Origin of the sequence: Streptomyces sp. NPDC090025 (genome assembly GCF_044748125.1) — a bacterium.
Taxonomy (GTDB): Bacteria; Actinomycetota; Actinomycetes; order Streptomycetales; family Streptomycetaceae; genus Streptomyces.
This window is the reverse complement of record NZ_JBIVFL010000005.1, coordinates 105,083-125,347: the sequence shown is the minus strand read 5'-3', so window position 1 is coordinate 125,347 and position 20,265 is coordinate 105,083. Positions and strand designations below refer to the sequence as shown.

General features: G+C 74.4%; 19 protein-coding genes, 1 pseudogene and 1 riboswitch. Of the genes and pseudogenes, 12 read left to right on the top strand and 8 right to left on the bottom strand.

Annotated features, from left to right (window positions below; translation table 11 throughout):
• Positions 1 to 557 precede the first annotated feature (557 nt).
• Positions 558 to 1,004, top strand: a complete 447-nt coding sequence (locus tag ACIPXM_RS15125) for an SRPBCC family protein (protein ID WP_401655334.1) — start codon at positions 558 to 560, stop codon at positions 1,002 to 1,004.
• A gap of 29 nt (positions 1,005 to 1,033) precedes the next feature.
• Here the strand turns inward: ACIPXM_RS15125 and ACIPXM_RS15120 are convergent, their stop codons facing one another.
• Together ACIPXM_RS15120 and ACIPXM_RS15115 are read right to left on the bottom strand one after the other, a co-directional pair.
• Positions 1,034 to 1,627: a DUF4291 domain-containing protein gene (locus tag ACIPXM_RS15120; RefSeq protein ID WP_401655552.1), complete on the bottom strand. Its 594-nt coding sequence runs from the start codon at positions 1,625 to 1,627 to the stop codon at positions 1,034 to 1,036.
• Between the two features lie 1,006 nt (positions 1,628 to 2,633).
• Positions 2,634 to 3,158: a hypothetical protein gene (locus ACIPXM_RS15115; protein WP_401655333.1), complete on the bottom strand. Its 525-nt coding sequence runs from the start codon at positions 3,156 to 3,158 to the stop codon at positions 2,634 to 2,636.
• A 78-nt stretch (positions 3,159 to 3,236) separates the two neighbouring features.
• On the opposite strand from ACIPXM_RS15115, the gene ACIPXM_RS15110 reads away from it, so the two are divergent.
• From ACIPXM_RS15110 to ACIPXM_RS15095, 4 genes are all read left to right on the top strand, one after another.
• Positions 3,237 to 3,764: a hypothetical protein gene (locus ACIPXM_RS15110; RefSeq protein WP_401655332.1), complete on the top strand. Its 528-nt coding sequence runs from the start codon at positions 3,237 to 3,239 to the stop codon at positions 3,762 to 3,764.
• Positions 3,765 to 3,858: 94 nt separating this feature from the next.
• Complete coding sequence (locus ACIPXM_RS15105; protein ID WP_401655331.1) at positions 3,859 to 4,263, top strand: hypothetical protein; 405 nt, start codon at positions 3,859 to 3,861, stop codon at positions 4,261 to 4,263.
• Positions 4,264 to 4,413: 150 nt separating this feature from the next.
• Entirely contained in the window at positions 4,414 to 5,160 is a 747-nt protein-coding gene (locus tag ACIPXM_RS15100; RefSeq protein WP_401655330.1) for an ABC transporter permease, read from the top strand.
• Positions 5,161 to 5,265: 105 nt separating this feature from the next.
• Positions 5,266 to 6,462 carry a winged helix DNA-binding domain-containing protein gene (locus tag ACIPXM_RS15095; protein ID WP_401655329.1) on the top strand — a complete coding sequence of 399 codons (1,197 nt, stop codon included), beginning with the start codon at positions 5,266 to 5,268 and terminating at the stop codon, positions 6,460 to 6,462.
• 43 nt (positions 6,463 to 6,505) lie between these two features.
• Here the strand turns inward: ACIPXM_RS15095 and ACIPXM_RS15090 are convergent.
• Positions 6,506 to 6,886 (bottom strand): annotated as a pseudogene (locus tag ACIPXM_RS15090) (iron chaperone).
• Between the two features lie 308 nt (positions 6,887 to 7,194).
• Positions 7,195 to 7,259: riboswitch (cobalamin riboswitch) on the top strand.
• A gap of 50 nt (positions 7,260 to 7,309) precedes the next feature.
• Between ACIPXM_RS15090 and ACIPXM_RS15085 the strand changes: the two are divergent.
• On the top strand, positions 7,310 to 9,136 hold the full coding sequence (locus ACIPXM_RS15085) for a ribonucleoside triphosphate reductase (protein WP_401655328.1): 1,827 nt from the start codon (positions 7,310 to 7,312) through the stop codon (positions 9,134 to 9,136).
• Complete coding sequence (locus tag ACIPXM_RS15080; RefSeq protein ID WP_401655327.1) at positions 9,133 to 9,729, top strand: anaerobic ribonucleoside-triphosphate reductase activating protein; 597 nt, start codon at positions 9,133 to 9,135, stop codon at positions 9,727 to 9,729. Before ACIPXM_RS15085 ends, ACIPXM_RS15080 begins: the two co-directional genes overlap by 4 nt.
• Before the next feature lie 219 nt (positions 9,730 to 9,948).
• On the opposite strand, the gene ACIPXM_RS15075 is transcribed toward ACIPXM_RS15080, so the two are convergent.
• Together ACIPXM_RS15075 and ACIPXM_RS15070 are read right to left on the bottom strand one after the other, a co-directional pair.
• On the bottom strand, positions 9,949 to 10,620 hold the full coding sequence (locus ACIPXM_RS15075) for a response regulator (RefSeq protein ID WP_401655326.1): 672 nt from the start codon (positions 10,618 to 10,620) through the stop codon (positions 9,949 to 9,951).
• On the bottom strand, positions 10,617 to 11,954 hold the full coding sequence (locus tag ACIPXM_RS15070; RefSeq protein ID WP_401655324.1) for a sensor histidine kinase: 1,338 nt from the start codon (positions 11,952 to 11,954) through the stop codon (positions 10,617 to 10,619). Before ACIPXM_RS15070 ends, ACIPXM_RS15075 begins: the two co-directional genes overlap by 4 nt.
• A 250-nt stretch (positions 11,955 to 12,204) precedes the next feature.
• Here ACIPXM_RS15070 and ACIPXM_RS15065 point away from each other — a divergent pair, with 250 nt between their 5' ends.
• Positions 12,205 to 13,557: an alpha/beta hydrolase family protein gene (locus tag ACIPXM_RS15065; protein WP_401655323.1), complete on the top strand. Its 1,353-nt coding sequence runs from the start codon at positions 12,205 to 12,207 to the stop codon at positions 13,555 to 13,557.
• Positions 13,558 to 13,610: 53 nt separating this feature from the next.
• On the opposite strand, the gene ACIPXM_RS15060 is transcribed toward ACIPXM_RS15065, so the two are convergent.
• Positions 13,611 to 14,048 (bottom strand): SSI family serine proteinase inhibitor, encoded by a 438-nt coding sequence (locus ACIPXM_RS15060; RefSeq protein ID WP_401655322.1) that lies wholly within the window; start codon positions 14,046 to 14,048, stop codon positions 13,611 to 13,613.
• A 167-nt stretch (positions 14,049 to 14,215) separates the two neighbouring features.
• On the bottom strand, positions 14,216 to 15,271 hold the full coding sequence (locus ACIPXM_RS15055) for an NAD(P)-dependent alcohol dehydrogenase (protein WP_401655321.1): 1,056 nt from the start codon (positions 15,269 to 15,271) through the stop codon (positions 14,216 to 14,218).
• Positions 15,272 to 15,405: 134 nt separating this feature from the next.
• On the opposite strand from ACIPXM_RS15055, the gene ACIPXM_RS15050 reads away from it, so the two are divergent.
• Positions 15,406 to 16,122: a TetR/AcrR family transcriptional regulator gene (locus tag ACIPXM_RS15050; protein WP_401655320.1), complete on the top strand. Its 717-nt coding sequence runs from the start codon at positions 15,406 to 15,408 to the stop codon at positions 16,120 to 16,122.
• A 22-nt stretch (positions 16,123 to 16,144) separates the two neighbouring features.
• Here the strand turns inward: ACIPXM_RS15050 and ACIPXM_RS15045 are convergent, their stop codons facing one another.
• Complete coding sequence (locus ACIPXM_RS15045; RefSeq protein WP_401655319.1) at positions 16,145 to 16,891, bottom strand: VOC family protein; 747 nt, start codon at positions 16,889 to 16,891, stop codon at positions 16,145 to 16,147.
• A 489-nt stretch (positions 16,892 to 17,380) separates the two neighbouring features.
• Between ACIPXM_RS15045 and ACIPXM_RS15040 the strand changes: the two genes are divergently transcribed.
• From ACIPXM_RS15040 to ACIPXM_RS15030, 3 genes are read left to right on the top strand one after another with little or no spacing between them, the layout of a single operon-like run.
• On the top strand, positions 17,381 to 17,716 hold the full coding sequence (locus tag ACIPXM_RS15040) for a hypothetical protein (protein ID WP_401655318.1): 336 nt from the start codon (positions 17,381 to 17,383) through the stop codon (positions 17,714 to 17,716).
• Positions 17,710 to 18,312: an RNA polymerase sigma factor gene (locus ACIPXM_RS15035; protein ID WP_401655316.1), complete on the top strand. Its 603-nt coding sequence runs from the start codon at positions 17,710 to 17,712 to the stop codon at positions 18,310 to 18,312. The genes ACIPXM_RS15040 and ACIPXM_RS15035 overlap by 7 nt, the downstream gene beginning before the upstream one ends.
• The gene (locus tag ACIPXM_RS15030; RefSeq protein ID WP_401655315.1) at positions 18,309 to 20,234 is read left to right on the top strand and encodes an IclR family transcriptional regulator C-terminal domain-containing protein; all 1,926 of its coding nucleotides are present in this window, start codon (positions 18,309 to 18,311) and stop codon (positions 20,232 to 20,234) included. Before ACIPXM_RS15035 ends, ACIPXM_RS15030 begins: the two co-directional genes overlap by 4 nt.
• Positions 20,235 to 20,265: the final 31 nt, after the last annotated feature.

The following is a 20,265-nucleotide window of genomic DNA, read 5'->3' as shown; positions in this document are numbered from 1 at the left end:
TCACGGGGTCCGCACCGGAACGATACGGCAGAGATCGGACACGGCCGGGCAGGCGAACACGCCCGGCCCCGATCGACGGCGGACCGAGCCCCGGCTGATACGGACCGGATACAAACACGGCCGCGACCGGGCCCACGAGCCCCCGACCGCGGTCGCTTCACCGCAGCGGCTGGTACGTGAGCGCGGCCCTGTGGTGGCCCCGGTGAACGCGATCTGCCGGTGGGTCATCGACGGCTACGCGCTCGCGCTCGCCGGACTGCTCGCTGGAGCCGCCGTCCTCCTGTCGACCGGACGCGCCCGGCCCGTACGCCCGTTCCGGCGACGGACGCCACCCACCGGGCGACGGCGGGACGTTGACCCGGATGCCGACGGACGACGGCCGGGGTGCCCACCGCGCCCCGGCCGTTCACTCAACATTCTGTTGACAGTCGGGTGCCGTCCCGCTCACGATGACCCGGCCCGCGCATCCCGGCTGATCAGCACGGAGGGCTCCCGTCGGACGCCCGGCACGGACACCCGTGCCCCGTACCCGATGAACACAGAGAGAACCACGGCACGTGCGCACCATCTCGACCCACATCGACATCGACGCCACCCCCGACCGGGTCTGGGCGGCCCTGGTCGACCTCGACCACTACGGCGACTGGAACCCCTTCATCCGCGAGGCCGCCGGTGAGGTGGCCGTCGGCGCCCGGCTGACGCTGCGGATGTTCCCCGCCGGCGGCCGCCCGATGACCTTCAAGCCCCGCGTCCTCGCCGCCCGCGAGAACACCGAACTCCGCTGGATCGGCCACCTCCTCGTGCCCGGCGTCTTCGACGGCGAGCACATCTTCACCCTCACCGAGATCCCGGGCTCCGACGGCCGCCCTGCCACCCGCCTCACCCAGAGCGAGAACTTCAAGGGCGTCCTCGTGCCGTTCCTCGGCAAGATGCTCCAGGGCACGGAACGCGACTTCCAGGCCCTGAACGAGGCCCTGCGCGCCCACCTCGCCCCCACCGGGTGACCGTCCGGGTGACCGACCGGCGATGACGCCTACCGGTGCAGGTGAGCCAGCACCTCGTCGGCCACGGGGTAGGGACGCTCGTCCGGCAGCAGCCGCCGGGCGGCGTCCAGCTCCCCTTCCCGTACCTGGGCGTGAACGGCGTGGGCGAGGGGAGTGACATCGGTGACGGACACGATCCACTCGTCGGCATAGCGCCGCGCGGCCTCCCCGCCGAGCCCGAGCTGCAACGACCGATGGCCGAGCGGCCGCAGCCGCAGATCCCGCTCGGGGTCCCACTGCACCCGCGTCGGCGCCCGCCTCAGCTCACGCTGCCACGCGGCACGGTCGGCGTGGACGCCCTGCTCGTAGTGGGACAGACACGCGTTCCGCAGCGCCCACTCGAAGCCCTCCCGGCTGATCTCGACGGCGAGGACGCGCTCCTGCCCTTCCTTGGTGGCCCACCCGCAGCGGTACATCATCCACAGGAACGAGGGCTTGATCCAGGTCATCCGGTCGCGCTTCCAGGCGGCGGGGAAGCGCCCGTCCCGGGCGGCCGGGAGCGCGATCGCGGGCGCGTACGCCTGGTAGACGGTGAGGGTGGAGTCGGTGTGAAGGGCTCTGATCTGGTGCTGAGGTTCTGCCACGGGACCAGAGTGGTCATCGGGCTTCGCGTACGCAATCGGTTTTGCCGGGTGTGCGGCAGGAAGGGGAACCACGCGTACGCCATGACGGCTCACCGTTCCGTCTCCCGTTCCGTCTCCCGGGCCGCCCGCCTGGGCGGCCCGCCGCGCGTCCCGCAGGGCGCGCTCCGCGCCCCGTACCTCGGCGGTCGCCGCCGAAGCGGCACCCGACGCCGCCCGGCTCGCCTCGCGGGCCAGCCGCAGATCGTTCTCAACGCCGTGTACGCGGTCGGCGGCCGTGTCCGCCGCCGCCCGGGCCCGGGTCGCGGTGTCCCGGGCGGCGGCCAGTTCGCGCTCCCGGCGGGTGACTTCGGCGTCCGCCTCGGCCGCCGCCGCACGTGCCTTCGGCGCCGGTTCGGGCGCGGATGCCGTCCCCGATGCGGGCACGGGCTTCGCGACGGGCAGCACGTCCGGTGTGACGGTGTCGAAGTCGACCGCCGCGTCGGGCGACTTCACCAGCCGCCCCCGCACCCACACCTCGGCCACGTCCGGCCGGGCCAGGACCGTGTGCAGGATCTGCTCGACCTCCTGGCGTACCGAGCCGCCGACCCGCTGACCGGCGTCCTCGGCAAGACCGCCCGCCGTCCGGGCCAGCGCGGCGAGGAGCTGCCGCTGCCGCTGGTTCGCCGCCCTGAGCTTCTCGCCGTCCAGCGTGCGATGCGCCTCCCGCAGGGAAGCGCCCAGCTCCAGCAACCGCTGGGCCTCCTCCGGCCGCCGCAACGCGATCAGGTTAGCCGCCCAGGCCGCGACCGAGGGCCGCCGCAGCGCCCCGATGGCCTTCACCGCCGCCGGATCCCCGGCCCGCCGCGCCTCCGCGACGTACGCGTCCCGCGCCGCCACGAACTCGGCCGGCCGCACCCCGTACAACGCATCGGCGATCCGCTCGACATCCACCACCCCACTCTGCACCGCCCCGGCCCACCGACCACCCCAACGCGCCCGGCACCCGGCCTCGTGCGTCAGCCGTACGTCAGAACGTCGGCCCGACGGTGGCCCGTGCGACCAGGGCGCGGGCCGCGACCCGCAGCCGCGCCGCCCAGGTCGCCTCGTCGAGCCCCACGGTGTACGCGACACAGCACGCGCACGGCGGGAGCAGCTCCAGGAACGCCCGCTCCTCAGCGGTCTCGACCACCAGATCCGACCATTCGTCCGACGCCACCTCGGCGAGCTCCACCTCCCCGGCGGCGCATCGCGCGGCCAGCCGGCGCAGCGCGTACCGCCGGGCCGTGGGCCGGTCGGGCAGTACGATCGCCAGTTCCTCAAGAGCCCGCTCGAACGTGTCGCGGATGTCCCGGGGGTCCGCCCGGCGCGAGAACCCGGCGAGCTCGCACAGGGCGGGCGTGTCGATGCCGTCGGCGAGTGCCCGGGCAGCGGTCATCGGCAGGTCCTCGGGGCGCACCTGATCCACCCGATACCGCCACGCGGTCTCCAGCAGGGGTGGATACGCGTCGCGGACGCGGTGGTCGGGGGCGGGGGTGCCGTCTGTCGCTGCCATGGTGATCACGATGCCAGCACGGCTCGCGACAGCGTCCGGATTTTCGGCGCCGGGCGTCTCGAGTAGTGTCTGGCGGCGATGAATCTGATCGAGAGGGAGATCGCCCGCCAGGACTGGCAGTCCATGCGGTGCGGCTGCGGCGACACGGCGGAGCACCTCGCCGGAGACCTCCGCCAGCTGGCGGGCCGAGGCCCGGAGCAGCGCCCCGTCCACGTCAGTCTGGAGGAGCACGTCTGGTCCCCGGCGACGCTCTGGGAACCCGCCCCGGCCGTGACGTCCGTCGCGCTGGCCGCCCTCGCGGACGAGCTGGCCCCGCTGGCCCGCGGATGGTTCCTCGAACTCCTCCAGCGCATGGTCGCCGGAGAGCACACGGAACGCGCGGAACATTGCCAGGCCATCGCCGCGCAGGGCATCTGGCTCCTCTACGAAGAGGTGATGTCGCGTCGGTCGCCCGCCGATGCCGGTGACGCCTTCGAGATCCTGACCGTGATCGAGCCGGACCGGGCCCGTCTGCAACGGGTTCGCGAGATCGCGGCCGAGTGGCTGCCCGTCTGCTGCCGGACCGGCCTGTGCGACGACGAGTTCGAAGCGCCCGGCCGGGCGTGAACGGGCAGCCGTCCTGGTGGCACGGCGGTCGGCCACCTCTCGACGAACCCTCCGACGCCCGGACCGATACGGAGCACGCGTAGCCTCTTGGACCATGTGCTACCACGCGTTCAACGGCGCCTTCCGGCACTACGTGTGCGTCGCGTGCCGGCTCTCCTTCAAGAGCAGCGCGTGGCCGATCCGGAAGCGCGTCTGCCCGGGCTGCCGTGAGCGGCTCGTCTTCGCCGGTTACGACTTCGCCGCGCCCCGGCGACGCGACACGAAGGCATGGTCCGTCGTCGCCACCGTCCTCGCGGAGGGGCTGACCTACGACCACCGCCCGGGCTGCGGCTGCTCCCCGCTCCCCTCGTACCGCCCCCGGACCCGAGCCCAGGTGCGCGTCCGCCGACGCGCGGCCGACCGGCTGGGCGTGCCCCTGTCGGTGACCCTCGCCCGCCGCGACGCCTTCACCCCGGAGCGCCGCGACGAACAGCTCTCCTCGCCGCCGGAAGCCACGTGAGGATCCGGATTCCCTAAGGCTGCCGCACCAACCCGCCATGATCCGAGGTGACGGGGCGGCTGTACGGTCGGTCTTCGCGCCCCCGCGGATCACGCCGCGCGGCGGGCGGCGGCGGGCTCCGGACACCCCGCCCACCCCTACGCTGGCCCCGTGCTCCTCCACGTCAACACACCCTTCTGGGCCGTGCTCGCCGTGCTTCTCGTGCTCGCCGCCGGTGTCGTCGCGCTCGCGCGGCTCGGGCGGGCCCGGGACACCCTCGTCGCCGGCGGGCGGGCCGCCGTGCAGCTCGTGCTGGTGTCGCTGGTCATCGGGTGGGTGGTCAGGTCGCCCGGGCTGCTCGTCGGTTTCCTGCTGCTGATGTACGGGGTGGCCACCCGTACCGCCGGGCGGCGGATCGTCCCGGCGCCCGGGCCCGCCTGGGGGTGGGCGGCGCTGCCGATCGGGGTCGCCGTCGGGCCCGTCGTCCTCGCGCTGCTGCTGACCGGACTGGTGCCGGTCCGCGGGGTCGCGCTGATCCCGGTCACCGGGATCCTGATCGGCGGGGCGCTCACTGCCACCGTGCTCGGCGGGCGGCGCGCGCTCGACGAGCTCGCCGCGCGGCGCGGGGAGGTCGAGGCCGGGCTCGCCCTCGGCCTGCCGGAACGCGAGGCCCGCCTCGAAATCGCCCGGAAACCGGCGTCGGACGCCCTGCTGCCCGGCATGGACCAGACCCGCACGGTCGGCCTCGTCACCCTGCCCGGCGCGTTCGTCGGGATGCTGCTCGGCGGCGCGTCCCCGCTCCACGCGGGCGCCGTCCAGCTCTTCGTCCTCGTGGCCCTGCTCCTCGTCCAGGCCGTGGCCGTCGCCGTCACGCTCGAACTGGTCGCCAGGGGCCGCCTGGTACGGCCCGTCGGGTGACGGCCGCCCGGGCCGCCGGGGGACACTGCTCCGTACGACAGCCAGCAGCAGCACCGGCACCAGCACGCGTACACGTGCCACCGACGACGGGACGGGACCGCACCAGTGACAGCCACGACCGGCACGCGACTGATCGACGACACGGAACGCCGGGCCCGCGCGGCCCGGCGCCACGGCCTCGCGCCGCAGCACCGGCTGGCGGACGCCGTCACCGCGACCGGAGCGATGACGGTGCTGCACTCCACCGAACCGGCCACGCCCTATCTCTCGCTCCACGCGCGCGTGGACGACTTCACCCGCGCCGACCTGGCGGACGCCCTCTACGACGCGAAAACCCTCGTCAAACAACTCGCGATGCGCCGCACCCTGTTCGTGTTCCCGCGCGGCACGCTCCCCGCGGCCCTCGGCAGCGCGTCCGCACGCGTCGCCCAGCAGGAACACGCCCGGCTGGTCAAGGACGTCGAGAGCGGCGAGATCGCCGCGGACGGCGCCGCCTGGCTGGCCGCCGCCCGCGACGCCGTCCTCGGCCATCTCTCCGGCGGCGCCGAACTCAGCGCCAAGGAACTGCGCGAGGCCCTCGACGAGCTCGCCGGACAGATCTCCTTCTACGAGCACAAGCCCTACGGCCAGGTCCTCCACGTCGCCCCGCGCGTCCTCACCTGGCTCGCGGCCGGCGGCGAGCTGGTGCGCGGCCACAACGCCGGGCACTGGCGGATCACCCGGCCCCTGTGGACCCGGATGGACGACTGGCTCGGCACGCCCGTCGCCCCCAGCGGCCCCGCCGAGGGATACGCCGACCTCGTCGCCCGCTATCTGCGCACCTTCGGGCCGGTGACCGAACGGGACCTGGTGTGGTGGTTCGGCGCCACCAAGAGCGCGATGCGCACGGCACTCGCCGACGTCGCCGCCGCACCGGTGCGCCTCGAACGGGACCAGACCGGCTGGGTGCTGCCCGACGACGTGGACCCCGAGCCCGCCGTCGAACCGTGGGCCGCGCTGCTGCCCGCGCTCGACCCCACCCCCATGGGCTGGAAGGACCGTGACTTCTACCTCGCCCCGGAATTCGCGTCCGCGATCTACGACCGCGCGGGCAACTGCGGCACCACCGCCTGGTGGGACGGCCGGATCATCGGCGCGTACGTCCTCGACGACGACGCCCGGGTCGAGCTCGTCCTCCCCGACGACCCGGGCCGCCCCGCGCGCGCCGCGCTGACGAAGGAGGCGGCGCGGCTCGAGAAGTGGCTGGACGGCGAGAAGGTCAACTCCCTGTACAAGTCGCCCCTCACCACCTGGGACCGCTGAGTCGCGTGATGGACCGGATGGATGGGGCGGTCCGGGCAGTCCGTCAGCAGACCGGTCCCGGGGTGCCCGCCACCGCCGCGAGCAGGTCGCGGATCAGGTCGAAGTCGATCGCCTCGGGCTTGCGGAAGCGGATGCAGCCCTTGCCCATGTCCTGACCCGCGAGCCGCTCGGCGAACGCCTCCGCGACATCCGAACGCATCAGATAGAACGAGATGTACTACTTCTGATGCGCGAACGCGATCTCGGCCGTGCCGTCGCGGGTGTACGCGGGCATCCCGTACGCCATGACCTCGGTGTGCCGGGACCCGGCGGCCCCGACCAGCTCCGCCCGGCACAGCTCGCGCAGCCGGACCAGGGCCGGCACCCGCGGCCCGGAGAGGGCGGCGAGGTAGGCGTCGACGTCGGGCGCGGGGGACTGGACCATGCCGTCGAGTGTAGGCCGCGGCCATCGGCCCGGGCCGGTGCCACGATCGCGCCGCGCTCCGTTCCATCGACGCCCCGGGGCCGTACGCCTCGGCCGCGCTCCCCTCCGTCGAAGCCCCCCGGGCCGTACGACCCGGGCCGGAAGCCCCGCCTCCGACCGCTCTCCGACGGTCGGAGGACCCGACCTTGCCGCCCCACCCCACCCCCACATGTGGTGTCGCCGCATGGCACCCCGCGCCATATGTAGTGTGTGCGAGGCCGATACGGCGAGACGCCCCCGACACCTCGGGGCGCCCTCGCCGTACCCCAGGGAACCCGGTGCGAACCCGGGACTGCCCCGCAACGGTGAGCGCGCCCCGCGCGCGAGTCCGACCCCTGCGGCCGAACCGAACACTTCCGTGCCGAGCCTCGTGGGAGGGCCGCCGTGACCACTGTCGACGCCGTCGAAACCGTGACCGAGTACCTGCAGCGCCGGGACTGGCGGGTGAACGCCAACGCCAACCAGGGCTACTCGCTCGGCGGCCTGATCCTCAACGCCGCCGGGAAGATCACCGCGAACTACTGGCTGGAAGAGGTCTACCCACCCGCCGTCTCCGCCGCCCACCGCGACGGCGACCTCCACCTCCACGACCTCGACGTCCTCGCCGGGTACTGCGCGGGCTGGTCGCTGCGCACCCTGCTCACCGAGGGCTTCAACGGGGTGCCGGGACAGATCGACTCCGCGCCGCCGCGCCATCTGTCCTCCGCCGTCGGGCAGATCGTCAACTTCCTCGGCACCCTGCAGAACGAATGGGCGGGCGCCCAGGCGTTCTCCTCCTTCGACACCTACCTCGCGCCCTACGTACGGGCCGACCGGCTCACGTACCCGCAGGTCCGCCAGTGCGTGCAGGAACTGGTCCACAACCTCAACGTGCCGTCCCGCTGGGGCACCCAGACCCCCTTCACCAACCTCACCTTCGACTGGGTCTGCCCCGACGACCTGCGCGACGAACAGCCCGTGATCGCCGGAACCCCCTGCGACTTCACCTACGGCGAGCTCCAGGCCGAGATGGACCTCATCAACCGCGCGTACATCGAGGTCATGACCGAGGGCGACGCCAGCGGCCGGGTCTTCACCTTCCCCATCCCCACCTACAACATCACCCCCGGCTTCGACTGGGCGGGCGAGAACGCCGACCGGCTGTTCGCGATGACCGCGAAGTACGGACTGCCGTACTTCCAGAACTTCCTCAACAGCGACCTCGCCCCGCACATGATCCGCTCCATGTGCTGCCGCCTCCAGCTCGACCTCACCGAGCTGCTCAAGCGGGGCAACGGACTCTTCGGCAGCGCCGAACAGACCGGCTCCCTCGGCGTCGTCACCCTCAACTGCGCCCGCCTCGGACACCTTCACCCCGGCGACGAGGACGCGCTGCTCGCCGCCGTCGACCGGCTGTGCGAACTCGCCAGGGACAGCCTGGAGATCAAGCGCACCACCGTCCAGGGGCTCATCGACGACGGCCTGCTGCCCTACACCCGGCGCTACCTCGGCACCCTGCGCAACCACTTCTCCACCATCGGCGTCAACGGCGTCAACGAGATGATCCGCAACTTCAGCGGGGACACCGAGGATGTCACCACCCCGGCCGGACACGCCCTGGCCGTACGGCTCCTCGACCGCGTCCGCGCCCTGATGACCCGCTTCCAGGAGGAGACGGGACACCTCTACAACCTGGAGGCCACCCCCGCCGAAGGCACCACCTACCGCTTCGCCAAGGAGGACCGGCGGCGCTTCCCCGGCATCCTCCAGGCGGGCACCGACGCCCACCCCTACTACACCAACTCCAGCCAGCTCCCCGTCGGTTGGACCGACGACCCGTTCGAGGCGCTGGAGCGGCAGGACGAACTCCAGACCAAGTACACCGGCGGCACCGTCCTCCACCTCTACACCGCCGAACGCATCCCCACCGCCGAGGCGTGCCGGCGGCTCGTCCGCCGCGCCCTGGAGAACTTCCGGCTGCCCTACCTCACCGTCACCCCCACCTTCTCGATCTGCGCCGACCACGGCTACCTCGTCGGCGAGCAGCCGCAGTGCCCGGCCTGCGGGGCGGAGTGCGAGGTGTGGACGCGGGTGATGGGCTACCACCGCCCGGTGTCCTCCTTCAACATCGGCAAGCGGGGCGAGCACGCCGAACGCGTCCCGTTCGACCCGGCCCGCGCCATGAACGACGTGGCCGTGGGCGCGGGCGCGAGCGCCGGTGGCGCGGCGTGATCCGGATCGGCGGCTGGTCCAAGCTCTCCACCTGCGACTGGCCGGAACACCTCGTCACCACCGTGTTCTGCCAGGGCTGCCCCTGGCGCTGCGGCTACTGCCACAATCCGGAACTCCTCGCGCCGCGCGGCCACGCCCCGGTCGACTGGGCCGAGGTGCGGGCCCACGCGGAGCGCCGTGCCGGACTCCTCGACGGCGTGGTGTTCTCCGGCGGCGAGCCGCTGCTCCAGCGTGAACTGCCCGCCGCCGCGCGGGAGATACGGGACCTCGGTCTCGGCGTCGGGCTGCACACCGGCGGTGCTTTCCCGCGCCGCCTCGCCCGGCTGCTCGACGCCGGTCTCGTCGACTGGGTCGGCTTCGACGTGAAGGCGCCGCCGAGCCGGTACGAAAGGGTCACCGGGCTCGGCCACGCGGCCGCCTCGGCGGAACGCGGCCTGCGCCTGCTGCTCGCCTCGGGCGTCCCGTACCAGCTGCGCACCACGGTCGACCCCGGGCTGCTCGACGGCCGGGCGATGCGCGACCTGGACGCCTGGCTCGACTCGCTGGGCGCCGCGCCGACCGTACGCCAGACGATGCGGCCGCCGGCCGCCTGACCCCGGAGCGGCTACCCGGGGCGCGGGGCCGAGTTCGCCCGCCGCCTCGCCCCCCGCCGCCAGGCCATCCGCGCGGTCGGCCGGATGACGGCGCGGACGGCCTGACGGCCTGACGGGCGCCGCCGGGCGCCGCCGGGTGACGGCGGGTGACGGCGGGTGACGGCGGCGTGCGGTGGGCCTCCGTACGGCCTCGTGGCGCGGCCGTACGGGAACGCCGTCTCACCTGGGGCGGACCAGCCCGCTCTCGTACGCGAAGATCACGGCCTGCGTCCGGTCGCGCAGGCCCAGCTTCGCGAGGACCTTCCCGAGGTGCTTCTTCACGGTCGGCTCGGCCAGTCCGATCGCCTCGGCGATCTCCGCGTTGGTCAGTCCCCGGGCCACCTGTACGAGCACCTCGCGCTCGCGCGGCGTCAGCGGCCCGAGCCCCTCATCGACGGCCGTCCCACCCGTCCCACCGGCCGCAGGGAGCTGGTGGGCGAACTGCTCGAGCAGCCGTCGGGTGATCCGCGGCGACACCACGGCGTCGCCGCTCGCCACCTCGCGGATCGCCGTGAGCAGTTCCCGCGGGCGGGTGTTCTTCAGGAGGAAGCCGGCGGCCCCGGCCCGGAGCGCGTCGAAGGCGTACGCGTCCAGGTCGAAGGTGGTGAGGACCAGCACCCGGCTCTCCGGCGACTCCTGGAGGACCCGGCGGGTCGCCTCGATGCCGTCCGTGCCCGGCATCCGGACGTCCATCAGGACGACGTCCGGCCGCAGGCGGCGGGCCAGCCGGACGGCGCTCTCGCCGTCCGCCGCCTCGCCGACCGGCTCCATGTCGGGCTCGGCGCGCAGGATCATCCCGAACGCCACGCGCAGCAGTTCCTCGTCGTCGACGAGGAGCACCCGGACGGTCATACGGGACCGTCCACCAGGTCGTCCGCCAAGTCGTCGTCCGCCAAGTCGTCCGTGAGGTCGTCCGTCAGGTCGAGCCGCGTGAACACCCGCCAGCCCCCACCGGGCAGCGGCCCGGCGTCGAGCACCCCGCCGTACACGGCGGCCCGCTGCCGCATCCCGGTGAGCCCGCGGCCCTGCCGGGGGCCGGGCGCGGAACCGCCCGGACCGGCCGCCGCCGAGCGGCCGTCGTCGGTCACCTCGACCGTCACGGCGCCCGGCAGGCAGTGCACGCGCACCTCGGCCCGGGTACCGGCGGGGGCGTGGTTGAGGGTGTTGGTCAGGGACTCCTGCACGATCCGGTACGTGGTGAGCTGGGCGGCGGCCGGAACCGGTACGGCGGCCGGTGCACGGCGCAACGTCAGCCGCGTCGGCATCCCGACCGCCCGCATCCGCTCGCACAACGCCGCCAACTCGCCGAGACCGGGCAGCGGTTCCCGCACCGGGCCTGCCCCGCCCGAGCCGCCCGGACCGCCCGGCCCGCCGCCCCCGGCGGAATCCGTGGCGCCCCCGTTCCCGTCCCCATCCTCGTCCCCGCCCTCCTCCTGGAGCAGGCCGAGCGCCCGCCGCATGTCGGTCAGCGCCTGGCGCCCCGTCTCGGCGATCCTCGCCTGCACGGCGGTGGCGTCGTCCGGGCGGGCGTGCACGACCGCGTCGGCGAGCGCGACGACCACGGACAGGCTGTGCGTGACGCTGTCGTGCAACTCCCGGGCGATCCTGGCCCGTTCCGCCGCCGCCGCGAGCCGGGCCGCCCGGTCCCGCTCCCGCTCCAGGTGCGCCACCCGCTCCTGCCGCGCGGCGCGCCGGATCCGTACGTTCGCGCCGATCAGCGCACTCGCCGTGACGGCGGCGGTCAGCGCACCGGCCGCCGCCGGGAACCGGCCGTCGGGCGCCCACCGCGCCGCCGACGCCACCGCACCCGCCGTCAGGACGAGCCCGGCCGCCACCGCCCACCGCCACGGGGAACGCGCGGCGACGGTGCCGAGGGCCACCAGCAGCGCCGCGTCGGCGGGCAGTTGCAGCCCGAGCAGCCCTTGTACGCAGGCGACTGCGGTGATCACCCCGAACACGGTGAGCGGCGCCCGGCGCCGCCAGACCAGCGGCAGGACGAGCGCCGCCTGGAGCACGATCCCGGTGGCGCCCGCGAGCCTGCCCGGCCCGAAGGTCAGCGCGAAGAGCGCGGCCGCGAGGGCCGCGTCCTGGACGACGGCGGGCACGCGGGACGCCCGTACGAGCAGCCGCTCCGGCCACGGCCTCGGCGTGCTCCGGCCCGCCCGGAGCATGGGGTCGTCCGTCATGGTGTCCGTCCTCGCGGTGCGCGCGATGAGAAGGGGGATGTGCGGAGTGGGGGTATGCGCGGGGGAGTGCCCCCACTGCCACGCTACGGCCCCCGGCCCGGTGGGCCGGCTCCTCCTCGCGGAGGATCCGAGGGTGCGGCGGGCGACCTGCGGACACCGGGCGGCTCGTCCCCGCGCACGGCGCGCCGCCCGCCGGGCCGCTGCGACGCTTCCGATGTACCCCGTCGCCGCCGGGCCGAGGAGCCTCCCCATGCCGCATGTCGACCGCCGAACGCTGCTGCGCCTGGGCGCGGCCGCCGCACTCGCCCCGATGATCGCCGCCCGTGCCGGTGCCGCCGCTGCCCAGGGCCGTACGCCGTCGGTCCGGGCGGGCCGTACCCCGACAGGCCCCGCTGGCCCGGCAGGTCCGGGCCTGAGGGGCTTGGCCCTGTCACTGCCCGCGCCCACCGGCCGCCACCGCACGCTCGGCACCGTCGAGTTGCACCTGATCGACCGGACCCGGCGCGACCCGCTGGTCCCGGCGAAGCCGTACCGGGAGCTGATGATCAGCATCTGGTACCCGGCGGAACGGGCGGCTGGACATCCGGTCGCGCCGTGGCTCCCGGCGGGCGCCGCCGCGGACTGGGACGCGCACACCGCGCCCGGTCTGACCGTCGCCACCGGGGCCGTCGACTGGGCGGGGCTGCGCGGCCACGCCCGGGACGACGCGCCGGTCGACCGCCGCGCCGGGCGCCTGCCGGTGCTGCTGTTCTCGTCCGGCGACGGCGGCAGCCGGGCGCTCGGCACCACCCTCGTCGAGGAACTGGCGAGCCACGGCTACGCGGTCGTCACCGTCGACGCCACCTACGAGGCCGATCAGGTCGAATTCCCCGGCGGGCGGGTCGAACGGGCGCTGCCGCTGCCGCCCGACCTCACCCCGGAGGTCATCGCCGCCCTCCTGGACCAGCACTCCCGAGCCCGCCTCGCCGACGGGCACTTCGTCCTCGACCGGATCGCGGACCTGGCCGAAGGCCGCCACCCCGGCGCCGACCCCGGCGTGGACCCTGGCACGGCTCCTGACCTGGCCCCCGGCACCCCCGTCCGTCCGCTGCCCGCCGGACTGGCCGACGCCCTCGACCTGGGCCGGGTCGGCGTCCTCGGTCAGTCGCTCGGCGGCTCCGTCGCCGCCGCGCTCGCGCACGAGATCCCCGGCATCGCCGCCGCCGCGAACCTCGACGGCGCCTTCGTCGGCCCGATCGCCCCTACCGGTCTCGACAAGCCGTTGCTGCTGCTCACCTCCGAGCTCAACACCTTCTCCACCGAACCCAGTTGGGGTACCTTCTGGGCGGCGTCGGCAGCCACCGGCTGGCGGCGGGCGCTGCGGCTGCGCGGCTCCCGGCACGGTTCCTACACCGACCTGCAGGTCCTGCTGCCCGCCCTCGCCGCGCACCTGCCGGTCCCGGCGGCCCCCGAACTGGTCGGCACGATCGACCCCCGCCGCTCCCTCGCGGCCCAACGCGCCGCCCTCACGGCCTTCTTCGACCTCCATCTGAAGCACCGCCGAACCTCCTTCTTCGCGAACCCGACCGCCCGCCACCCGGACCTGGAGGTCCTGCGCGGGTGACGGGCGGTCGGACAGCGAGGGGGACCGGGGCCGGGTCGGGGCCGGGGGCGGGGTCAGAAGTTGAAGACCTCGCCGGTCGCCACGTACATCTCGCACGGATTGGCGTACGAGTGGCTCCAGTTGACGCGACGGCCCTCGGAGATGCCCCGGGCGGTGACCGAGACCGGGTCCTGGACGGCGGCGCAGCGGGTGCCGGGGCGGCCGGGCAGCCGGTCGAAGTCGCCGTCGGCGGCGTCGAGGTCGGTGCATGCCTCGTCGCGGTGCGGGTGGTCGGGCTTCTTGACGCCGGGGCAGTCGAGCCAGAGGGTGCTGGTCTCGTGCTGGCCCGCGACGAGGTGGTCGACGGACAACTGGACGTGTCCGGCCTTGGTGGCGGGGTCGGCCGAGGCCGGAGCGGGAGCGGGGGCCGTGGCGGCGGTCGCGGCGGATCCGGTGAGGGCGGCGCCGGTGAGCAGCGCCGCCCCGGCGAGCAGGGTGATGACCTTGTTCATGCCGGGCCCAACGCCGGAACCGGCACCCGGGTCACCGCACTCGATCGTGGCACGGGCCGCACCCGCGTCCCCCGACCCGCCCACCTGGACCACCCTCACCGCTACGACCCGCGCGGGCCCCCGCCCCCTGGGCCGTACTCCCGGCGTACTCCCGGCGTACGGCCCGGTCACGCGTCCGGCAGGGCGATCGCGACCTTGCCGACCACCGCGCCGTCGAGCAGCCGCCGTACCGCCGTCGCCGTCTCCGTCAGCGGATGGACGCTGTCCACCACCGGCCGCAGGGTGCCCGCGTCGAGCAGCGCGGTCAGGTCGAGCAGCCCGTCGGCGTGCTCGGAGGAGACGAAGGTGCCCAGGTGCTGCCCGGTGAACGGGGCGAGCAGCAGGGCGCGGAGCTGCCGGTCGGTGCCGCCGAGCCAGACGCCGTCCGTCTCGCCGCCGGTGATCACGAGCCTGCCCTGCGGGGCGAGCGCGCGGCGCAGCTCGCGGAGCGGGCGCTGCCCGGCGATGTCGATGATCACGTCGTAGCGCTGCGGCTCGGCCAGGCAGTCCTCGCGTGTGTGGTCGACGACGCGGTCGGCGCCGAGCGCCCGTACCGCGTCGAGTTTCGCCGTCCGGGCGACCGCCGTGACCTCGGCGCCGTACGCGTGCGCGAGCTGTACGGCGAAGCTGCCCACGCCGCCCGAGGCCCCGGTGACGAGAACGCGCGCGCTCGCCGTGACCTTGCCGTGGTCGCGGACCGCCTGGAGCGCCGTCAGGCCGCTGACCGGCACGGTCGCGGCCGCCTCGAAGCTGAGCCCGGCGGGCTTGGGCGCGATCCGGTCCGGCCGGGCGACGACGTACTCGGCGAAGGCGGCCGACGCCGTGCCGTACACCGCGTCGCCGGGCGCGAACCCGGTCACCTCGGCCCCGACGGCCTCGACGACCCCGGCGAGGCTGCGGCCCGGGTTGGGCTGCCGGGGCCGGCGCAGTCCGCTCACCGGCCGTACCGCGTACGGCAGTCCGGCCATCAGATGCCAGGTCCCCCGGTCCACGCTCGCGGCCCGCACCCGCACCAGGACCTCCTCGGGCCCGATCCCGGGCCGGGGGAGCCGTCCCGGCCGCAGTACGGCCGCCGGGTCGGTTCCGTAACGCTCCTGGACGACGGCCGCCATGGTCCCCGTGCCGCACGTGTCCTGCGCGCCCGGTGTGTCCCGTCTGTCCTGTCTGTCCTGCGTGTTCCGCATGGTCCTGCTCCCGGTTCCGGGCCCGCCGCTTACACCGTAAGTGCTTACGCTGTAAGTATCGGCTTACGGCGTAAGCTCGTCAACGCCGCAGGTGACGGCAGCCGCAGGTGACAGCAACGGAAGGGCCCCGCACCGTGACGCGTCGTACGACCCTCACCCGCCATCGGGTGCTCCTCGCCGCCGTCGAGCTCGCCGACGCCGGGGGCCTGGAGACGCTGAGCATGCGCAAGCTCGGGGAGGCCGTCGGCGTCGAGGCGATGTCCCTCTACAACCACGTGGCCAACAAGGAGGACCTGCTCGACGGCATGGTCGACCTGGTCTTCGCCGAGGTCGAACTCCCCGCGCCCGGCGACGACTGGCGCACCGCGATGCGGCGAAGGGCCTGCTCCATGCGGCAGGCGCTGGCGCGCCACCGCTGGGCGATCGGCCTGATGGAGTCCCGCGCGACCCCGGGCCCGGCGACCCTGCGGCACCATGACGCGGTCCTCGGCTGTCTGCGCCGGGGCGGCTTCTCACTCACCCTGACCGCCCACGCCGTGTCGCTCCTCGACAGCTACATCTACGGCTTCGCCCTCCAGGAGAAGGCGCTCCCCTTCGAGGGCCCGCAGGAGACGGCCGACGTGGCCGAGGCCATCATGAGCGGCTTCGATGACGGCGCCTACCCGTACCTGACCGAGATCGCGACCGCCCATGTGCTGCGCCCCGGATACGCGTACGGCGACGAGTTCGTGTTCGGCCTCGACCTGGTCCTGGACGGCCTGCGCCGGGCCGCAGAGCGGACGACGCCGACCGGTCCGCCCGGTCCGGCCGACCCCGCGACGGACCCCGGGACCGGCCACGCGCCGGACTGAGCCCCGCCCGGACGCGGCGGGTTCAGGGCAGCGCCAGTACGCAGAACTCGTGTCCCTCCGGGTCGGCCAGGCACGTCCACGACACGTCGCCCTGCCCGATGTCCAGGTCGGTCGCGCCCAGCCCGCGCAGCCGGTCCGCCTCCGCCGCCTCCCCGCCGGATGCGCGGGGCAGCAGATCGAGGTGCACCCGGTCCGGCGCGGTCCGCCCGTCGGACGTACGGACGAACCGGAGGTACGGGCCGCCGCGCGGCGACCTCAACGACGTACCGGCATCGGTGACTTCACCCACCGTCCAGTCGATCGCCGCGCCCCAGAACCGGGCCATCGCGCGAGGTTCCGCGCAGTCGACGACGACCGCGGCGAGCGGCCCGGTGTCCTTACGGCCGTCACACGGTTCCAGCACACAGAACTCGTTGCCCTCCGGATCGGCGAGGACCGTCCACGGCACCTCGCCCTGCCCGACGTCCGCGTGCGTCGCGCCGAGCGCCAGCAGCCGGTCCACCAACTCCGCCCGGTGCGCGGCCGAACGGGTGGCCAGATCCAGATGCGTGCGGTTCTTCACCGCCGTCTTCCCCGCCGGGACCGGGACCACGTCGATGCCGACGGTCACCGGATCCGGCCAGACGATGCCGCCCGAGGCGTTGCGCGGAGCGACGTACACGGTGACGCCCGCGTCGTGCGCCTGCCAGCCGAGCGCCGCCGCCCAGAACTCCCCTACCGCTGTGGGGTCGACGGCCTTGATGTTCACCTGAGCGGGACGCAGCACCATGGTGCCGATGCTACCGAGGGGAACTTGCGGGCGCTGAGGTGTGGGTGAGGGGTGGGCGCCGGCGCCCACCCGGATCGCCCCACCGCCTTCTTCGCGGCAACAACCGCAACACGCTCGCCGCGCTCCGCGCGGTCCGAGCGGTCCACGCGAATCCGGGCCACGGCGCGGGGGTGGAGTTCGCGGGCTTCGACGCCGGGGACCGCCGCCGATGCCGGTCCCGCCGCCGGTTCCCACCCCGCTCCGGGCCGGGTCTCGACCGTGCCGGTCACGGTGAAGGAGTACGGCGGCTGACACCCCCGACCCGTCAGAGCCCGCCCCGTCCCCGCCCCCGGCCGGAGAACCGATCGCAAGCGATCACAACAAGCCCACCTTCCGCCACTTCCAGCGTTCTTCGGTCGAAGCGGGAGAACGGGCCGTACTGATCCGTCTAGGAGTCGCAAAGGCGCGCACCCCACGCGCTGCCTCCCGACAAGACGGAGAACGCCTCTTATGACGTCGTCACTGGACTGGGCCGGGCTCGTCCCGGCCCTCGCGGCCGCCGTGCAGGTCACGGCCGCCGCGGCGCAGGTGTACTGGGACCGGCGGCGGCTCGCGGCGGCCCCGGCGGCCGTCACGGTGGGCGTCGCCGTACGGACGTGCGGCGCCGATCCCCGTACGCCGCTGCCGACGGCCGAGCCCACGGTCTCGGTGACGGTCCGGGTGGTCACGGGCTCCGGCGTGGACCCGCACACGGCGGCGGACCCGCATGCGCACGCGGCCCCGCACGCCGCCGGAGTGGCGGTGCCGGCGCCGGGAGTACGGGAGAAGGAGCACGGTTCGTGGTAGCGGGTGAGGCATCCCACCGGTCGCCCGCCGCACCGGAACCCGGCCTCCTTCAGCGGCTGGTCGATGCCTACGAGACCTTCCTGAAGGCGGAGACGACCATCCTGCACCGCAAGACCGGCGGCGCACTGTCCTGGCAGGCGTGCCAGGACGTGGCGGACGAGGCGTTCCTGCGGGTGTCGGACAAGGTCAGGTCCGGCGAGCTCGGGCCCGACACCAATCTGCCCGCGTATCTCCGGGCGACCTCGCGCAATCTGGCGAAGGACGTCCTCAGGCGGCAGAACCGGCTCGCCCCGCTGGACGAGACCGCGCTGCTCGCGCCGGTACCGGCGCGCGGGGAGCCGTTCGAGGCCATCGACCCGATGGACGAGCTGGTGATGCCCGCGATCGACGCCATGCCGCGGACCAGGCGGCGGAAGGTCGTGCAGTTCCAGAGCCAGGGCCTCGACGACGCACAGATCGCCCGGACCCTGGGCATAAGTACCGATCGGGTCCACAAGGAACGGCATGCCGCCCTGAAGGAGCTGCGCAGGGACCTCGGCGCACACATCCGGGACGGACACCGCAAGACGACACGACACGGGGAGAAGGACAGGTGACGGATGTGAGCCTCAACGAGGGCAGTGACGGCCGCCCGCCGGAGGCGCAGGCCGAGCTGCTGACGCTCGTGACCCGGCTCTCGGGGCCACCGGACTTCTGGGACCGCCCCGACGGCGACTTCGGCCCCCTGACCCACCTGTACGACCTGGACCCCGCCGAGCGCGCGGAGGCCAACTCGCACTACCGGCTCGGCTCCAAGGCCCTCGACCGGCACGAACTGGCCACCGCCGCCGACTGGCTCGGCCGGGCGGCCTCCGCCGGACACCCGGGGGCGCTGTTCCGGCTCACCCTGGTGGTGCTGAGGGCGGGCGCCGACTGGGAGGACGAGGCGTGGTTCCTCATCGAGGAGGCCGCCCGGCACGGCCACGGCGACGCGGCCGCGCTGCTCGCCGAGGCCCGCTCGGACCGCGTGGTTCCGGCCGTACGGGAACCGGTGCAGGACCCGGTGTTCCTGGCCGAGATCCGCCGCGCCCTCGACGCCCCCGCCCACCAGCCGCCCGCCCACCAACCCCCCGTACGCCAGCCGTCCGTACCTCAGGCGTCCCTACCTCAGCCGTCCACTCCCGCGTCGGCGGCCCCTCAGCCTCCTGTACGGCAGACCCCGGCCGGCCCGATGCCCGCGCACCCGGCCCCCGCGCTGCGGACGACCGGCGGGGCGGAGTCGCCTCCCACGGCGAACTCCCTCCCCACGGCGAAGCCGCTCGCCACGGCGGAGCTGCCGACCGGACCCGCGACCCCGGAGGACTCCGCCGACCCCGCCCCGTACCCGAGGCGCGGACTCGTCCTCGTCCCGCCCCCCGTACTGCCCCGGGACTACGGCCCCGCGCCGCGCCCCGAGGCCGTACCGGACCTGGAACGGCCCCGGCTCACCGCGCTCGCCGGGGGGCTGACCCTCGACGTACCGGACCTCGGACCGGCCCCCGCGCGGACGGCGGGAACGGGCGGCGGACACCGGCTCGTCCTCGGCGCCGCACCCGCGCCCGCACCGCCATCAACGCCGCTCCCGGGAGCGGCACGGGCACCGGGGGGAGGCGGGGAGCAGTGGTGGGCGGCGAGTGCCCTGCGGCCCGCGATCCTCACCGACATGGCCCGGCACAGCAATGCCCCCGCCGTCGTCCCGGCCCGCTGGCAGCTCACCCAGCGCGCCCGGGACATGCTGATGCTCATCCACACCTCCGACGGCATCGACACCCGCGCCCTCGCCCGCCGGGCCCGGATGCCGGTGGACGACGCGGCCCGGATGCTCGCCTGGCTGGCCAGGGAGCACTTCGTGGAGTCCCGCGACACCGTGCACTTCGCCGGACCGCTGCTGTCCCTCGCCGTCGGCGGCGACCCGGCACGGGCCCTGCTCACCGAGAGCCTGGCCGGGCTGCGGGACGAACTGGGGGCGGCGGTCTACATCAGCAGCTACGCGGACGGCGAGATCGCGGTACGGGCGTCCTCGTCGAGCGCGACGGCGCCACCGGTCGACGAGTGGGCGCCCTTCCCGGACACCGCCCACGCGAGCGCGGTCGGCAAGAGCCTGCTGGCCCAACTGGACTTCACCGCCCGGATGGACCACCTCACCCGGCACCCCTCGGTGGCGCTCACCGAACGCACCATCACCAACCGCCGCGCCCTCATCGAGACCCTGGACGCGCCCGGGCCGCACGCCGCCCAGTTCGACCTCCTGGAGTACTCGGACCAGGACCTCTGCGTCGCCTACTCGCTCGGCCTGCCCGGCCGCGCCTCCAGCATCGCGCTCTCCCTCCCGGCCGGTCAGCACAAACGGCTGGTCGCCGCCGCCGAGACGCTGAGCCGCCGGGCGACCGGGCTGCTCCTCGTCAACCTCCTCGCCGAACAGACCCCGGCCACGTCCGCCCCGGCGCCCCGCGCCCCGGGTGCGCAGAGCAAAAATGTTGGTTTCCGCGAAGTGGGGTAGGGCAGAAGGTCGCGCCTCCCCATGGGGCACG

Coding starts and splice junctions, on each gene's coding strand:
- ACIPXM_RS15115 (WP_401655333.1), bottom strand. CDS start 3,158: ATGGCAGCGACAGACGGCACCCCCGCCCCCGACCACCGCGTCCGCGAC.
- ACIPXM_RS15110 (WP_401655332.1), top strand. CDS start 3,237: ATGAATCTGATCGAGAGGGAGATCGCCCGCCAGGACTGGCAGTCCATG.
- ACIPXM_RS15105 (WP_401655331.1), top strand. CDS start 3,859: ATGTGCTACCACGCGTTCAACGGCGCCTTCCGGCACTACGTGTGCGTC.
- ACIPXM_RS15075 (WP_401655326.1), bottom strand. CDS start 10,620: ATGACCGTCCGGGTGCTCCTCGTCGACGACGAGGAACTGCTGCGCGTG.
- ACIPXM_RS15070 (WP_401655324.1), bottom strand. CDS start 11,954: ATGACGGACGACCCCATGCTCCGGGCGGGCCGGAGCACGCCGAGGCCG.
- ACIPXM_RS15065 (WP_401655323.1), top strand. CDS start 12,205: ATGCCGCATGTCGACCGCCGAACGCTGCTGCGCCTGGGCGCGGCCGCC.
- ACIPXM_RS15060 (WP_401655322.1), bottom strand. CDS start 14,048: ATGAACAAGGTCATCACCCTGCTCGCCGGGGCGGCGCTGCTCACCGGC.
- ACIPXM_RS15055 (WP_401655321.1), bottom strand. CDS start 15,271: ATGCGGAACACGCAGGACAGACAGGACAGACGGGACACACCGGGCGCG.
- ACIPXM_RS15045 (WP_401655319.1), bottom strand. CDS start 16,891: ATGGTGCTGCGTCCCGCTCAGGTGAACATCAAGGCCGTCGACCCCACA.
- ACIPXM_RS15040 (WP_401655318.1), top strand. CDS start 17,381: ATGACGTCGTCACTGGACTGGGCCGGGCTCGTCCCGGCCCTCGCGGCC.